Origin of the sequence: Synechococcus sp. ATX 2A4, assembly GCF_024346375.1 — a bacterium.
Taxonomy (GTDB): Bacteria; Cyanobacteriota; Cyanobacteriia; order PCC-6307; family Cyanobiaceae; genus MW101C3.
The window spans coordinates 47,787-63,189 of the sequence record NZ_JAGQCV010000013.1; the positions used below are offsets into that span (position 1 = coordinate 47,787).

General features: G+C 63.7%; 11 protein-coding genes and 1 pseudogene. 7 read left to right on the forward strand and 5 right to left on the reverse strand.

Annotated elements, in window-relative coordinates:
* Positions 1–358: 358 nt before the first annotated feature.
* The 3 genes from KBY97_RS12285 to KBY97_RS12295 form a co-directional block, all read right to left on the reverse strand.
* Positions 359–991: a metallophosphoesterase family protein gene (locus KBY97_RS12285; RefSeq protein ID WP_255147350.1), complete on the reverse strand. Its 633-nt coding sequence runs from the start codon at positions 989–991 to the stop codon at positions 359–361.
* Complete coding sequence (locus tag KBY97_RS12290) at positions 978–2,240, reverse strand: VWA domain-containing protein (protein WP_255147351.1); 1,263 nt, start codon at positions 2,238–2,240, stop codon at positions 978–980. Before KBY97_RS12290 ends, KBY97_RS12285 begins: the two co-directional genes overlap by 14 nt.
* A gap of 97 nt (positions 2,241–2,337) precedes the next feature.
* Positions 2,338–3,087, reverse strand: a complete 750-nt coding sequence (locus KBY97_RS12295) for a MerR family transcriptional regulator (RefSeq protein WP_255147352.1) — start codon at positions 3,085–3,087, stop codon at positions 2,338–2,340.
* A 174-nt stretch (positions 3,088–3,261) separates the two neighbouring features.
* On the opposite strand from KBY97_RS12295, the pseudogene KBY97_RS12300 reads away from it, so the two are divergent.
* The 5 genes and pseudogenes from KBY97_RS12300 to KBY97_RS12320 all read left to right on the forward strand — a co-directional run bounded on the left by KBY97_RS12300 (position 3,262) and on the right by KBY97_RS12320 (position 8,494).
* Positions 3,262–4,008: pseudogene (locus tag KBY97_RS12300) on the forward strand (M20/M25/M40 family metallo-hydrolase).
* Positions 4,009–5,113: 1,105 nt separating this feature from the next.
* A complete protein-coding gene (locus KBY97_RS12305; RefSeq protein ID WP_255147354.1) occupies positions 5,114–5,305 on the forward strand; it encodes a Thivi_2564 family membrane protein in 192 nt (63 codons plus the stop codon).
* Positions 5,306–5,429: 124 nt separating this feature from the next.
* Entirely contained in the window at positions 5,430–6,113 is a 684-nt protein-coding gene (locus KBY97_RS12310; protein ID WP_255147355.1) for a cupin domain-containing protein, read from the forward strand.
* 107 nt (positions 6,114–6,220) lie between these two features.
* Positions 6,221–6,622, forward strand: coding sequence for a hypothetical protein (locus tag KBY97_RS12315; protein WP_255147357.1), 402 nt, complete (start codon positions 6,221–6,223; stop codon positions 6,620–6,622).
* A 582-nt stretch (positions 6,623–7,204) separates the two neighbouring features.
* Positions 7,205–8,494 (forward strand): hemolysin family protein, encoded by a 1,290-nt coding sequence (locus KBY97_RS12320; RefSeq protein ID WP_255147359.1) that lies wholly within the window; start codon positions 7,205–7,207, stop codon positions 8,492–8,494.
* A gap of 9 nt (positions 8,495–8,503) precedes the next feature.
* On the opposite strand, the gene KBY97_RS12325 is transcribed toward KBY97_RS12320, so the two are convergent.
* Positions 8,504–10,156 (reverse strand): cation:proton antiporter, encoded by a 1,653-nt coding sequence (locus tag KBY97_RS12325; protein WP_255147360.1) that lies wholly within the window; start codon positions 10,154–10,156, stop codon positions 8,504–8,506.
* A gap of 166 nt (positions 10,157–10,322) precedes the next feature.
* Here KBY97_RS12325 and KBY97_RS12330 point away from each other — a divergent pair, with 166 nt between their 5' ends.
* Together KBY97_RS12330 and KBY97_RS12335 are read left to right on the forward strand one after the other, a co-directional pair.
* On the forward strand, positions 10,323–13,097 hold the full coding sequence (locus KBY97_RS12330; protein WP_255147362.1) for an HAD-IC family P-type ATPase: 2,775 nt from the start codon (positions 10,323–10,325) through the stop codon (positions 13,095–13,097).
* Entirely contained in the window at positions 13,094–13,879 is a 786-nt protein-coding gene (locus KBY97_RS12335; protein WP_255147363.1) for a methyltransferase domain-containing protein, read from the forward strand. Before KBY97_RS12330 ends, KBY97_RS12335 begins: the two co-directional genes overlap by 4 nt.
* On the opposite strand, the gene KBY97_RS12340 is transcribed toward KBY97_RS12335, so the two are convergent.
* Positions 13,857–14,960 carry a lipid kinase gene (locus KBY97_RS12340; protein WP_399217775.1) on the reverse strand — a complete coding sequence of 368 codons (1,104 nt, stop codon included), beginning with the start codon at positions 14,958–14,960 and terminating at the stop codon, positions 13,857–13,859. The two genes, KBY97_RS12335 and KBY97_RS12340, sit on opposite strands and share 23 nt — an antisense overlap.
* Positions 14,961–15,403: the final 443 nt, after the last annotated feature.

Here is a 15,403-nt window from a genome sequence, read left to right on the forward strand (position 1 = left end):
CGGGAGCTGGGAAGCTGCAGCTTTGGTCCACTTGCCGCAACTTGCGGCCGAGATCCCTTGCTACAACTAGGATCCTATCAGACGCGCCCTGGGGCGGAAGGGATGGAATTTCGCTTTGGGAGCACTAGGTCGCAGGTTCGAATCCTGTCGCCCCGATTGACTTTTAAAGATTAAATCCATCGGTTGGGCCCTTCACAAGCTGCAACAACAGCTGGATTGCGGCCTCAAAAGGGATGACGTCTAAGGGCGATCAAGGATCACCCTGATTCAGCGGCCGAAGTCTCCTGACCACGTTCATCAGCTCGCCATGACAAGCGTAAGGCCAACTGAATTGGCCAGCCACGATGGGTTCAAGCTTTCAGCTAGAGCCACAGTCGATTCTTAACGCCGTCAACCTGCCACTGACATACGCCCCAGTATCAATCCCGATGCGGTGCGGCAGATGCATCACCTTGTAGTCAGGCCGGAAGGTGTGGCCATGCACCACGATGTAAGGAAGCCCATGGGGCTTGGTGAGGAAGGGCTGGCGGATCCAGATCAGATCCTCGAAGCTCTGGCGCTCCAGCGGCACACCTGGCCGCACGCCGGCATGGACGAACAGATGGCGGCCGCGAATCGCCGTGACCGGCAATTGCTCGAACCACTCCCGGTGCTCACGCGCCAGGGGGAGCAGCGCGGGGTTGCCGCCGTTGCTGCGCCACAGATCGAAGGCGAGCCCTGGTTTGGGTGACGCCAACGACTCCAGCAGCATTTGCTCGTGGTTGCCGCGCAGCACCGTCACCGCCGCCAGGCCATAGGCGCCCGGGTTGTTCTGCAGCTGCCAGACCCGTTCCAGCACCTTGCGATCACCATCGGGTTCGGGGGCCCGATCGATCAGATCGCCGAGAAAGATCAGCTCAACTCCCGAATCCAGATGCGGCAGCAGTTGCTGCTCAAGCAAAGCGGCGCAGCCGTGCACATCCCCGATCGCCACCACATCAGGCCTGGTCATCGTTGCTCTCCCAGACGGTGGTGTTGGAGCGCAGCGATTCGCGCCGCAGGCGTTTACGGCTGAGCTTGGGATCGCTCTTGAGCAACAGCAGTTTCTGGTTGAGCAGATCCAGCTCCCTGCTGATCGTGACGCTGCCAGGCATCGACATCAAGCTGTCGCGCATGTGCATCAAGCTGGTGCTGGCGGTGCTGTGATCGCCACGATCGAGCTCCTCAATCACACGCCTGCGTTCACGATTGGCCGCCAGCAGCGCCAACTGCTCGGCCACCTCAGCATCGGTATCCAGCTGGTCGAGATCCTCGCTCGCCAGCACCGGCAGGCGCAGAACCTCCACCAGGCTCAGGCGTTCGCTGTTGCCGGGTGCGTCCCATGCCAGGCGCACGCTGAGGATCTCCTGGTTCGGGCTCCAGGCCGGCAGCTCCAGTTGCAGTCCCACATTGATCTCCTGGCCGGCGCGCAGGTTGGGCAGTTGATGGTTGCCGGCGCTGGTGGACTTGAGGTCGTTGAGCAGATCCAGCACCGTGGCGCCGTGTCTGGCGCGCAGACCCACACTCACCCGCCGACCGCAGGTGGTGGCCAGGCCCTGCAGCTCGGAGGCATAGAGATCCGCCAGCTGGCTGGGGGTTTCGATGTGGGCCAGGGTGCCGTCACCCGCAGCGGCCATCGCTCCCATCAGGTCTTCGTCGAAATCAACCCCCAGGCCGAAGGCGCTGGTGCTGATGCCGCGCCGGGTGAGGCCCGCCACCTTGGCGGCGATCTGTGCGTGATCGGTGAGGCCTTCATTGGCCTGGCCGTCGGAGAGCAGCAGCACCCGGTTCATGTGGGTGGGGTCGAGGTGTTCTGCCACCTGGGTGGCTCCCACCAACCAGCCATCGAAGAGGGCCGTGCAACTGCCGCTGTGGATGGTGTTGATCGCGTTGATGAAGGGCTGCGGATCAGCCACGGGTGTAGAAGGCACGACCACCTTCACGTCGTTGTCAAAGGTGACGATGGCGAGACGATCACGGCTGGTGAGTTCCCCGGCCAGGAAGCGGGCCGCCTTGCGGGCATAGCTGAGCTTGGTGCCGCTCATCGAGCCGGAACGGTCGATCACGAGGGCCAGGTTCAACGGCGGCCGCTGCTGCCGGCCGTGGTCTGGAACGGTGGGGGCAGATGGTGTGGTGATCGTGAGCAGGAGATCCAGACGCGACGGGCCATCGGAAGCCACCGCCGGCCGCAGCGGCCGGAAGCGAAGGTGGGGGAGGGTCATGGTGTGGGGTGTGGGGAGTTTTGGTATTTGGGTGTTTGGGTGTGGGGTGTTTGTTTGTGGGAGGGAGAAGTGTTGGTGGTGGGCGTAAGGAAGGCCGTCAGCCAGAGGGGTCGTGAATTAGTTGCTTGAACCGAGCCAGGAGGCTGTTGAGCCACTGCTCGCGCCTGGGGCCGGCGGGAGGAAGCGACACGGATTCGCGCACGTGGACTTCAATGCCTGGGGCGAGCGTGTAACGCCGCCAACGGCTGGAGGCTTCCCGCGAGCTCCCGCCCGTGCGGGAACCGGAGGATGGACGTTCCGCTCGAACCTGACTGGAAAGGGGATCGCTGAGCATCCCGAGCATGCGGCTGAAGGGTTGGGCTTTGCCCAGCCGGGAGGCGAGAGAGGCCGCGGAACCAGACAGGTGGATGGAGGCGGCAGCGGAGGCGGGCAGGTCGGTGGAGGCAGAGAGATCGTCGGCGGTGGAATCCTCCGAGGACTGCAGATCCCGGAGGTAATCGAGGGCAGAGCTGGAGGCCAGGGAGGAAGGCGCGGTGGCCGCCGCCCCAACCCCATCGAGCTGCTCCAGTTGCTGCTCCAGTTCGACATCATCCAGTGCGCACAGGGGTGCAATGGCCGAGAGGCTGAGGCCGCGCCGGGCGAGGGCGCGCACCAGCACCAGTTGCAACAGGTGCCGGTGGCCATAAACCGCACTACGGCCTGCTTTGCCGGGGCGATCGATCAACCCCTGGGTGGCATAGAGCCGCACCGTGCGTGATGAAATCTCCTCACCCAAGAGCTCACCGGCCGCAAGGAGCAGGTCCTCAAGGCCGTAGTGCGCATCAGCGGGAGTGGAGACCTTAACCATCCCTCCATTATCCACACTTGCAGTGCAGGTGTCAAGTGGGTAAGCTTGGCACCCCGCAGTTGATTCCGTATCGATCGTCCCGCTTCCCTTCCCGCTCCCGACCACTCCCGGCTGCTGGAGCACCTGCAGCACCTGGCCCGGCCGCGCCATGCCCGTTGGGATCCGCTTGGCTTGATGGCAGTTCGCAGTTATCTCAGCGAGCAGCTCGGCGCCCTTGGTGTGGTGGAAGAGCATTGCTTCTGCGAAGGCATTGATGCCGGCACGAACCTGATCCTCAAGTTGCCTGGCCAGCAAGAAGATCTCGATCCCTTGCTCGTGGCCGCCCACTACGACGGCCCTTTGCATTCGATCGGCGCCGACGACAACGCGTCAGGCCTCGCGGCCCTGCTCGAACTGGCCAAACACTGGCAGGCCCATCCACCCCGCCGGACAGTGTGGATCGTGGCCTTTGATCAGTAGGAATGGGGCATGCTCGGCAGCAGCGCGCTGGCCCATGAGCTCAAGGCCAGTGGCCAGAAGTTGAAGCTGATGGTGAGCCTGGAGATGCTCGCCTTCACCAGCGCCACACAGCGCTACCCGATTCCGGCTATGCGGACGGTGTATGGCGATCGCGGTGAGTTCATCGCTGTGGTGGGCAACATCAGCGCCACACCGCTGCTGTCGGGGATCGTCAGCCGCATGGGCAAGCAGGTGATCACCAAGCTGCTGCCGGTTCGCGCTGCCGGCCATGCCATGCCCGAGGTGCGGCTCAGCGATCACAGCCCCTTCTGGGATGCGGGCTACAACGCCGCGATGGTGACGGACACGTCCTTCCTGCGCAATCCCCACTACCACCAGATGAGCGACACGATCGACACCCTGGATCTGCCCTTTCTTGCCAACGTGACTGAGGGGTTGAAGCAGGGGTTGGGGGGGCTTTGAGGGTGGGGGTTGGCGGGCGTTGGGTGTTGAACGGAACTGCGCGGTCTGCCGTTAGAGCCTTTGCCAGGAACCTGAACCGAGCACTGGCAATCAACGCCTGCAGGGCCGCGCCTGGGACCTGAGCATCTCCCCAATGCAACGCCCTCTGGGGGCTTTGGCGTGATTAAACCGGAATCCGCATGCAAGATGTCTCGACCAGGGTCCCTGCCAGCAGGAGGCGTCCTTCCCGGCCAGCGCCATGACGCATCTCCGTTGTGGCGTCCGCCTGAACCTTTCCAGCATGATTTTCGCTGTTGTCGCCAGCAACGGCTGTCTGGCACGGCGTTGAACGGGATTGCTGGGCCACAGTATTTCCGGTCATTGTTGACTTGTATGGCGCCTGCTAGAGGTGTGTCTCAAGCAGTGATCGCTGAAATTGCCGTCATCCAAGGAAGCTGATCCGTGGGCCACTCGGGTGAGGAAGAACCTCCAGGCGCTTGCCGGGGGGTGCTCCCAACCCTGGAGGCACTGCACGACATTCAGCGATGTCACCAAGGAAGATCCCTGGCAGGAAGACAACAGCGGCATCGGCGCATGGCCCGCCTCCTAGCCCCCATGGGCGCTGGCCCCGCCTCCGAAGCGATCAGGCGCGTCGCGGGTTGTACGTGGGAGCCGTTCCCTGATCTCTGGGGCCGCCGGATCTGCCGCGACTGGTGCAACGGGATCAGAGACGAGTGGGCCCAGGGCTATGTCGCTGCCGATGCTGCTGAGTGCTGTGAAATCCAGCAGCCCCTTGAGGATGGGGAGATGACCCGCGCTGACCAGCGATGACCCGCGCTCCCTTGTGCTCACGTGGGCCCGAGACCAACTTCCCCATCTGGAGCCCAACCGCCAGCAGATCAGCGCCTTGTTCGCTGCAGATCTGCATCATCCCATCGGCAAGTGCCATGACCATCTGACCCAATTCATCATGTCTCCATCTGATTTGTTGACCAATCAGCCGGAACCGTGGCTAGTCATGGAAGGGGTGTGGTGATGGCGCGGCGCAGGAAGCCGGATTCGGCTGCTGCGATGCAACGCTCCATTTCGGCCCCTTCATGACGCTCGTTTTCAGGAAAGCCATCCAATGACGCTGATCTCACTGATCATTACACTGATTGTTGTTGGAGTGCTGTTGTGGCTTGTCAACAACTACATCCCGATGGATAGCAAAATCAAGAATATCCTCAATATTGTTGTTGTCATCGCTGTTGTCATCTGGCTGCTTAATTTGCTGGGCCTGACGGACAACCTGCGGGGCATCCGCGTCGGGAGTTAGGGGTTGAATGCGTGCCTGAGCCAGCGGGTGATCGGAGGCATCGGTGTGGCTGGCACTCTGCTTCAATCGTTGACCACCGTTTTGGCGGTGTCCGCAGGCACGCGCAACACAGCAGAATCGGTTCATGGACCTGCATGCCGATCTGAGCCAGCGCGTGGTGGTCGACACCAACGCCCTCCCCTGGAGCCCCTCACCGATGCCAGGGGTGGAGCGGCGCCTGCTCGACCGCCAGGGCGACGAAGTGGCGCGGGCCACCTCCTTGGTGCGTTATGCGCCGGGCAGTCACTTTGCGCCGCACAGCCATGGGGGCGGCGAGGAATTCCTGGTGCTGGACGGCATCTTTTCTGATGGGCAGGGTGATTACCCCGCCGGCAGCTACCTGCGCAACCCGGTGGGTTCCAGCCACGCTCCGTTCAGCGCAGCCGGTTGCACGATCCTGGTGAAGCTGCAGCAGATGCACCCGGCCGATCAGCAGCGCGTCTGCATCGACACAGGCAGCGCCCATTGGCGGCCTGGTCTGGTGAGTGGGCTGCAGGTGCTGCCATTGCATGGTTTTGGCTCGGAGCATGTGGCGCTGGTGCGTTGGGCGCCCGGCACAGTGTTTCCACTGCACGGCCACCCCGGTGGGGAGGAAATCTTCGTGCTGGAGGGGGTGTTCCAGGATGAGCACGGCACCTATCGCGCCGGCAGCTGGTTGCGCCATGCCCCCGGCAGTGTGCACAGGCCCTGGAGTGAGGCCGGCTGCACGATCTGGGTGAAGACCGGTCATCTGCCGGCCACCGTCGGGCCCGATGGCGCCCTGGCGTGAGCCCCAACCTCAGTGGCGGCGTCAGCCACAGGTTTGCTGCAGCACCCACGCTTCCATGCCCGCCTTGCAGGCTGTGCCTAGCGTGAAGAAGTTTCCGCCAGGTGGCCATGGCTGTGGTGAACCGATGTGCGGTAGGGGTCTACCCCAGTGAGCAACTGTTGGATTGGGCCCGGCGACTGGAGCTGGAGGTGGATGCGGCCGGAGCCCGGGAGCCCTGCCTTTACCTGATCCCCGACTACGACACCCAGGAGGAGGCGGAAGACATCCTCTCGGAGGTGTACGAGGCGATCTTCGAAGCCGAGCTTGATTACTGGCACCGCGACATCGGCGCCTGGCCGGCAGAACGCACCTACCCCGTGTTCCGCAAGTGGTTTGATGTGCGCTTTTATCCGCTGATCCAGGATCTGGTGGGCGAAGAGATCACCGCCACCGAACTGGATGAGGAGTTCGTTGGCAACATCACCACAACATTAGAGGCAATGGCGAAGGTGCCTGGAGTGGCAGACTGAGGGTGAATACCGGTGTGTTGCGGCTGATGTGTTGCGGCTGATGTGTTGCGGCTGATGATGGACTGTTCGCATGCTGCCTTTTCAATGGGCTTCTGATGCGTTCGCATGTCGCTGGCGGCAATGCTTCTTGATGATGGCCAGAGACTTGTTCTTTCGACTATCTGGGCGCTGGTTCTACGGTCTGTCTCAAGCGGGCGAAGCTCTGCCATCGAATCTGAGCCAGCGAATGTCAGCACGACCGATCGTGATCGCTCGACTGCCGCCAAATCGGCCGTACCGCCAGCCCTGAACGGAAGCAAGCGTTCTATGGGCAGCAAAAGTTGTTGAAGTGGCTGATGCATCCCGTAGATATTGCGAGCCTTCAGGCCGAAACGGGAACGTTACGCACCCAAACCACACAGCCATATCCACAGCGCCATATCCAGGATGCCGTATCAAGGCAGCCGTATCAAGGCAGCCATACCCAGGCAGCCGTATCAAGGCAGCCGTAGCCAGGCAGGCATGCCAGATCAGCCACACCCCTGCAGGCATTGCCAGGACCATATCTGTAGAATCAACAAATCATGAGCCATTGATCCCTGCTTGGCGCTGGAGATTCTGTTCATCCTGTTGTTGATCGTGGCCAACGGGATCTTTTCTGGCTCTGAGATCGCGATTGTTTCAGCCCGCAAGGTGCGGCTGCAGCAGTTGGCCGACAAGGGGAACCGGCCGGCGCGCATCGCCTTGCGCCTGGCGGAATCGCCGAACGATTTTCTCTCCACCGTGCAGATCGGCATCACCTTGATCGGTGTGCTCAGTGGTGCTGTGGCTGGCGCCACCGTGGCGCAGAAGCTCAAGCCCTTCCTTGATCAGCTGCCGGTGCTGCAGCCCTATAGCGAAGGTCTGAGCGTCACCCTGGTGGTGGCCCTGATCACTTACCTCTCACTCGTGATCGGTGAATTGGTGCCCAAGCGCATCGCCCTCACCCACCCAGAGTCGATCGCCTGCCGCATCGCCCCGGCCATGCGCACACTCTCGCGGTTGAGTGCGCCAGCCGTGCACCTGCTCGGTGCCTCCACCGATGCACTGCTCAAGCTCCTGAATGTTTCCGCCAGCAGCGAGCCCGACATCACCGAGGAGGAGATCAAAGCGCTGATTCGCCAGGGGGCTGATTCCGGCGTGTTCGAGCCCAGCGAGCACGACATGGTGCAACGGGTGTTGCGCCTGGGTGATCGCACAATCAAGACGATGATGACCCCGCGCACGGACATCCGCTGGCTGGACCTGGAAGCAGGAGAAGCTGAGGTCCTCGTTGAAGTGAAGGAATCGAATCATTCCCGTTTTCCCGTGGGCCGCGGCAGCCTTGATGCCTGCGCCGGCATCGTGCGTGTGCGCAGCCTGCTCACTGCCCAGCTGGGGCATGAGCCGTTGAATCTGGAGGTGCTGTGCCAGCCACCGCTCTACGTGGCGGAGTCGAGCCGTGCACTCCAAGTGCTTGAGCAGTTCAAACGCACGGGCATTCATATCGCCCTGGTCACCGATGAATACGGCGGGGTGGAGGGTCTGGTGACCCTCAACGACCTGATGGAGGCCATTGTGGGCGATCTGCCCGATCTCGACGACGACGAAGATCCGGCCTTTGTGACCCGCGAAGACGGCTCCTGGCTGGTGGATGGCAGCCTCGACATCAACGCCTTCGATGACCGCCTCGGTACTGAATTGCTCAGCTCCGATGAGCAGCACCCCTACCACACCCTGGCGGGCTTTGTGATTCATGTCCTGGAGCGCATTCCCCGGTCGTCGGATCACTTTCTCTGGCAGGGCTATCGCTTTGAAGTGGTGGATATGGATGGCAACCGCGTGGACAAGGTGCTGGTGACGCCACCGCCATGACGTGCCCGCTCAGTCCTGCGGCTGCAGGCCCTTGAGGTCGTCAACGATCAGCACCGCAGCCCGTTCGGCGGCATCGAGGAAGGGCAGCAAGGTGCGCTGGGCGCCCAGGAATTCCAGCCGGGCCACTTCCGCATCATTGTGAGCGGTGGCCACGAAGTGGCCACGGAAGCCCGCGGATTGCAGGCCGTGGCTGATGGCGGCATTGGCCTTCACCGATGGCAACGTGCTCACCACCACCGTGGTGGGCGAGAGCGGCAACGAGGCGGTGAACTCCGGGTCTTCCGAATCGCCATACTGCACCGCCATGCCTCTGGCGGCCGCCTGGCGCAGGGCCTGGGGATCGAAATCAATGCCGAGCAGCGAAAGGTTGTGCGGCAACAGTTGGCGGTGAATCGCACTGCCGAACCGGCCGAGGCCCAGCAGGATGACATCCACCTGGGCCGGCCGGGCGGAGCTGTCGGCAATCTCGCTGTAGGGATTGGCCCGTTCGAACACCCGTAGCGGTTGCTGCAACCACTGGTACAGGCGATCGGAGCCCAGGATCATGTAAGTGGAGAGGCCGATCGTGATCACGCCCACCAGGGTGATCAGGCTCACGTCGGCTTCTGCCAGCTGGCCGAGTTTCAACCCCAGCGCCGCCAGAATCAGGGAGAACTCCGAGATCTGGGCCACGGTGAGACCCGCCAGCAAGCCGGTGCGGCGCCGGTAGCCCATCACCCCCATGATCGCCACCACGATCAGCGGGTTGCCCACAAGCACAAACACCGACAACACCAGGGCCGGCCAGAGCTGCAGGCCCGCCGCCGACAGATTGAGGCCTGAGCCCAGATCAATGAAGAAGAACAGCAGCAGGAAATCACGCAGCCCGGTGAGTCGTGAGGCAATCGCTTCGCGGTAGGAGGTGGAGGCAATCGATACTCCGCCCAGAAACGCGCCCACCTCCTTGCTGAAGTCGACCGAATCCGCCAGTGCCGCCAGCCCCACCGCCCAGGCCACCGCAAACAGCACCAGCAGCTCCTGGTTCTGCGCCAGTCGCCCCAGCAGCGGCGGCATCACCCAGCGCATCGTGGCGGCTGTGCCCAACACGAACACACTGCCCACCAGCACCAACCGCAGCGCCGGCGCCGCCATGCCACCGCTGGCATCCGCCTTGAACGCGGTGAGCAGGATCATCGCCAGAATCACGGCGATGTCCTGCACCACCAGAAACCCCACCGCAATGCGGCCATGCAGGGAATCGATCTCCCGCTTGTCGGAGAGCAGCTTCACGATGATGATCGTGCTGGAGAAGGTGAGGCAGACGGCGATATACATCGCCTTCACCGGCGTGAATCCCAACGCCAGCGTGAGCAGAAAACCGAAGAGCGAGGTGAACACAATCTGACCCAGGCCAGTGGCCAAGGCCACCGGACCCACCGAGCGGATCAAACCCACATCCAGCTTGAGCCCCACCAGGAACAGCAGCACCGCAATGCCGATGCTGGAGAGCAACTTCAATTCACTGCCACCTGAGGCCCAGCCCAACAGCGCTGGCCCCACAAGAATGCCGGTGAGGATGTAGCCGATGATCAGCGGCTGGCGCAGTTTCTGCGCCGCGATGCCGATCACCCCCGCGAGGATCAAGATGGCGGCCAGCTCATGAAACACGGTGCTGAAGGTCATCGCCATCCGTTCAGGTCTGCAGAAGCAACGGCCTTGCACCACACCGACGGTGTCGGGCAGAAGGCTGACGCCGCCGTCACCCAAACCTATGGTTCGCAAGTGCGTGGCCTGAGGCGGAGGCAGTACGAAGGACACGCTTCGCCATGCCCAACCTCGCCCCGCTGCCATGCCGCTTTTGACTGTTCCTGCCCACGCCCTGACCACCGAGCAGGTGGAGAGCGAGCTGGGGAGCGACGGCAGCACTGGCCTGCCTGAAGCGGAAGCCCAACGCCGGCTGCTGGCCCATGGGCCCAACCGCCTCACCGACCGGGGCGGCACGCCCGGCTGGTGGAAGTTCCTGCTCCAGTTCAACAATCCCCTGCTGATCACCCTGCTGGTGGTGGGGGCGATCAAGGCGTTGCTGGGGCACCCCCGCGATGCATTGGTGATCTGGAGCGTCACGGTGATCAATGCGGTGATCGGCTTCGTGCAGGAGAGCAAGGCCGAGAACGCCATCGCGGCCCTGGCCCAGTCGGTGCGCACCGAGGTGGAGGTGGTGCGGGGCGGAACGCCTCAGCGGTTGGCGTCAGAGCAGTTGGTGCCGGGGGATCTGGTGCTGCTGGAGGCCGGGGCGCGGGTGCCGGCCGATCTGCGCCTGTTGGCCGGCCGCCACCTGCAGCTGGATGAATCGGCGCTCACGGGGGAGTCGGTGGCGGTGAGCAAGGGCACCAAGGCGGTGGAGGTCTCGGCGCTGCTGGCGGAGCGGATCGGCATGGCCTATGCCGGCAGTTTCGTCACCGCTGGTCAGGGCAAGGGCCTGGTGGTGGCCACCGGCGATGCCACCGAAGTGGGCCGCATTTCCACCTCCCTGCAGGACCAGGTGGATCTGACCACCCCTTTGACCCGCAAGTTCAGCCGTTTCAGCCGCACCCTGCTGAAGGTAATCCTGCTGCTGGCGGGCCTCACCTTTCTGGTGGGGCTGGCGCGCGGCCGCGGTGCCGAGGAGATGTTCGACGGGGCCGTGGCCCTGGCGGTGGGGGCGATCCCGGAAGAGCTGCCCGCGATCGTGACCATCACCCTGGCCATCGGCGTGAACCGCATGGCCAGGCGGCGGGCGATCATCCGCAAGCTGCCGGCGGTGGAAACCCTCGGCAGCACCACGGTGATCTGCACCGACAAGACCGGCACCCTCACCCAGAACCGGATGACGGTGCAGCACCTCTATGGCGGCGGTGTGCTGGTGGCGATCGAAGATCTCTGGCCCGCCAACCGCCGGGCAACCGCCAATGGCGGCGCCGAGCAGCCCAACGTGGCCCTGCAGGAAACCGTGCTGGCCGGCCTGCTCTGCAACGACGCCCGTCCCGGCAAGCGGGAAGGCCTGGTGGGGGATCCCACCGAGACGGCCCTGCTGGTGGCGGCCCGTTCGGTGGGCCTGGACCGCCAGAACGCTCTTGATCGCCATCCGCGCCGTGATGCGATCCCCTTTGCTTCAGAGCAGCAGTACATGGCCACCCTGCATGGCAGCGCGCGCATCTTGATCAAGGGGTCGGTGGAAGCGGTGCTGCAGCGCTGCAGCCGCCAGCTCGATGCCGGCGGGCAGCCGGAGCCGCTGCAACGGGAGGCGATCGAGGCGGCGGTGGCGGTGATGGCGCGGCGCGGGGAGCGGGTGCTGGCCTTCGCCATCGGCCAGGCCGATCCCGCCACGCACCAGCTGGAACCCCACCATGTGGCCACCGACCTGGACTTCCTCGGTCTGCAGGGGATGCTCGATCCGCCCCGTCCGGAGGCCATCAGTGCCGTGGCGGCCTGTCAGGCCGCAGGCATCCAGGTGAAGATGATCACCGGCGATCACGTGGAAACCGCCCGGGCGATTGCCCGCCAGATCGGCATCGGACGACCCTTCCGCCCTTCCGGTGCGGCGAAACAGGCAGATGCCGCCACTGAGCAGGCAGATGCCACCGCTGAACAGACAGACGCCACTGCCGAGAGGATGGAGGTGGCGGCGATTGATGGGCGCGAGCTGGCGGCCTTGACACCGGATGCCATCGCTGAACTCATGGACCGGATCGATGTGTTCGCCCGGGTGGCACCCGACCAGAAACTCGCCCTGGTGCAGGCCCTGCAGGCCAACGGCGAGGTGGTGGCCATGACCGGCGATGGCGTCAACGATGCCCCGGCGCTCAAGCAGGCCGACATCGGCATCGCCATGGGGAAAGGGGGCACCGAAGTGGCGCGCCAGGCCGCCGACATGCTGCTCACCGATGACAACTTCGCCACGATCGAGGCGGCGGTGGAGGAAGGCCGCACGGTGTACCTCAACCTGCGCAAGACCCTGGCCTTCGTGCTGCCGGTGAATGGCGGTGCGTCAATGACGATCCTGCTCGGCGCTGTGCTCGGCACCCCGCTGCCTGTCACCGCCCTGCAGGTGCTCTGGCTCAACATGATCTGCTCGCTCACGATGTCGATCGCGCTCGCCTTCGAGCCGATCGCCCCGGCGTTGATGCAGCAGGAGCCCAGATCCCCCGACCAGCCCCTGCTCACCGCCGGCCTGATCCGGCGGTTGCTGGTGGTGTCGCTGTTCAACTGGGCGGTAATCTTCGGCCTGTTCCTCTGGAGCCTGGAGCGCTACGGGGATCTGGCCCTGGCGCGCACGATGGCGGTGCAGGGCCTGGTGCTGGCCCACCTGGTGTATCTGGCCAGCATCAGCCAGCTGCGCCGCGCCCTGTTCTCCCTGCCGCGCCTGGGCTGGCGGGCGCTCACCGCTGTGCCGGCCGTGCCGCTGGGCATGGCCGGGACCCTGGCGGTGCAATGGATCTTCAGCCAGACGGCGCTCATGAACCGCCTGATCGGCACCGCCCCGCTCAACCTCGAGCAGCTGGCCCTGTGCGCGTTGCCGATGCTGCTGATGCTGCCGGTGGCCTGGCTGGGCGAGCAGCTGGATCCCACCGACGGACGGCCATGACCGACACCCCCTCCCTACCGCTGCCCCTCGGCTTCCGGGATGTGGATGCCACGGCACCCGAGCAGTGCGTGCGCTGCCTCGACTGCCTGCACCAGCTGCCGGCCGGCCGTGCCTACAAGGCCCGCGCCCTCGCCGCGCTGCAGCTCGTGGCTGGATGTACTGCCCTCGATGTGGCCTGCGGCCTCGGCGACGATGTGGCCCAGATGGTGGCTGCCGGCGCCCGCGCCGTCGGCGCCGACCGCAGCCGCACACTGCTGACTGCCGCCGAGGCCCGCCATGCCGCCAGCTCTGCCACGTTCCACCTGGCGGATGCCAAGGCCCTGCCGTTCGCCTCCGGCAGCTTTGATGCGGTGCGCATCGACCGGGCGCTGCAGCACATCGCCCAGCCGGAGCTGGTGGTGCGCGAGATGGCCCGCGTCACCCGCCGGGGCGGGGTGGTGCTGTGCGCTGAACCTGACTGGGGCACGTTCCTGCTGGGTGGCCCCCACAGCGCGTTGGGCGAGCGCATCCAGCACGACTGGATCCGTTCCTTCGAGAACCCCTGGATTGGCCGTGCCCTGCCGGGCCTGCTCAGCGCTGCCGGGGTGGGCGAACTGCAACGCGAGGAGGTGTGGCTGCCCACCCATGGGTTCGCGGAATCGGATCTGCTGTTCGACATTGAGGCCAATGCCCGCAAGCTCGCCGGTGCGTTCCCCGAAGCTCTGGATTGGCTCGATCACTACCGCAGCGGCGAGGCCTATGCGGGCGTGCTGATGCTGATCAGCTGGGGGCGGAAGCATTAGCAGGCAAGGCGTCCGCCGTTGGGGTTGGCGCCGGCACAAACACATTGAGGGCGGCGGGGCACAGTTCGAACACGGCGGGGGTTCTGGTGGTCACCTCCCCGTCGGTATTGAGGCGTTTGTGGGATCGGGTGCGCAGCTCAAATGTTTTTCCTTGCCAACGGTGAATGCCAAAACGCGAGTTGCCACGGCCGGATTTCAGTGCCGGCAGCACGAAGAAGAGTTGCCACCAATGGGGAACTTCCAGGCTGTAGAGATCGAGGCGTTGATCGTCAATCGCGGCATCTTTGGCCACGGTGAGCCCACCGCCGTAGAACCGCCCGTTGCCCACGGCGATCTGCAGGGTGTGGCGATGGATGATCTGTTCCCCATCGATCTGGATCTCGGCATCGAAGCGCCGCAGCGTCAGCAGCGCCTTCACCGCCGCAATCGCATAGGCCAGAATTCCCCACCGCTGTTTCAGATCTTTGGAGAGGGCATCTGTGATCTTGATGCTCAATCCACAACTGGCCACGTTGAAGAAGTACTTGCCGTTCACCTTGCCCAGATCAATCGATTGGCGATGGCCACCAGCCACCACGCTGCAGGCTTCGGCCACCTCCAGAGGGAGCTCCAGGGTGCGGGCCAGGTCGTTGGCTGTGCCCAGGGGCAGGAGGCCCAGGGGAAGGTTGGTTTCCAGCAACGCATCAATCGCGAGATTCACGGTGCCATCACCACCGCCGATCACAACTGCAGACACTTGCTCCTGATGCCAGCGAATGCAATGGGAAAAGTCCTCCGAGCGCATCACCTGACCAATGATGTATCTCACCCCCAGGGAGTTGAACGCCGCCACCACCTCGCCAAACCGTTCCAGCCCCTGCCTGGAGTGGAGGTTGATCAACAGGAGAATCGGTTTCTCCGATCTGTCTGTCACTGCGCTTTGCATGGATCGAGCCGTTCGCTCGATGGTAGGTGGGGAAGGAGAATGGTGGGCTTTGCAGGCGATGTCACAGCTGATAACGCGGCGTAGATGTCCCGACGTGTCTATCCCTGCGTGGATATCACGGCAAGTATATCGCGGCACTGATTGAGTGGAGAGCATTGGCCAAAGGGCGAACGCTTCGCCCTCACTGAACTCTGAGCAATGACAACCCTGGACGCATAGGGGCCTTCAGATCAGCTTCGAATCACCACTGCAGTGGCCTGCCGATGTACAACTGAAAAGTAGCGTCATAGCCTCAGTGTATTGCCATTCTAGGGGAAAGCATCCAAGCAGCAACTCACAACGTCAATCGTTTGATCGATATACCCCCAATACAGCAGCCCATCACTCGGCTGTCCATCATCATGTCGCGCATGATCAAGCTGCTCATCATCAAGCCGCGAACACTCAAGCCGCATTCACTCAAGCCACCCGCAACCAAGCTGCGCGCTATCACAGAGTGCAGGCCATCAGTGCAGGCCATACGCTTACCCCGCCAGATTCGAATGCATGCCTGCGCTTCAGATTGTCCCTGCCTTCCTCTGTTCCCAATTGTCTGATCT

Excerpts from the sequence above, each read along its gene's own strand:
- KBY97_RS12285 (WP_255147350.1), bottom strand. The coding sequence starts at position 991 with ATGACCAGGCCTGATGTGGTGGCGATCGGGGATGTGCACGGCTGCGCC.
- KBY97_RS12290 (WP_255147351.1), bottom strand. The coding sequence starts at position 2,240 with ATGACCCTCCCCCACCTTCGCTTCCGGCCGCTGCGGCCGGCGGTGGCT.
- KBY97_RS12295 (WP_255147352.1), bottom strand. The coding sequence starts at position 3,087 with ATGGTTAAGGTCTCCACTCCCGCTGATGCGCACTACGGCCTTGAGGAC.
- KBY97_RS12305 (WP_255147354.1), top strand. The coding sequence starts at position 5,114 with ATGACGCTGATCTCACTGATCATTACACTGATTGTTGTTGGAGTGCTG.
- KBY97_RS12310 (WP_255147355.1), top strand. The coding sequence starts at position 5,430 with ATGGACCTGCATGCCGATCTGAGCCAGCGCGTGGTGGTCGACACCAAC.
- KBY97_RS12315 (WP_255147357.1), top strand. The coding sequence starts at position 6,221 with ATGGCTGTGGTGAACCGATGTGCGGTAGGGGTCTACCCCAGTGAGCAA.
- KBY97_RS12325 (WP_255147360.1), bottom strand. The coding sequence starts at position 10,156 with ATGACCTTCAGCACCGTGTTTCATGAGCTGGCCGCCATCTTGATCCTC.
- KBY97_RS12330 (WP_255147362.1), top strand. The coding sequence starts at position 10,323 with ATGCCGCTTTTGACTGTTCCTGCCCACGCCCTGACCACCGAGCAGGTG.
- KBY97_RS12335 (WP_255147363.1), top strand. The coding sequence starts at position 13,094 with ATGACCGACACCCCCTCCCTACCGCTGCCCCTCGGCTTCCGGGATGTG.
- KBY97_RS12340 (WP_399217775.1), bottom strand. The coding sequence starts at position 14,960 with ATGCTCTCCACTCAATCAGTGCCGCGATATACTTGCCGTGATATCCAC.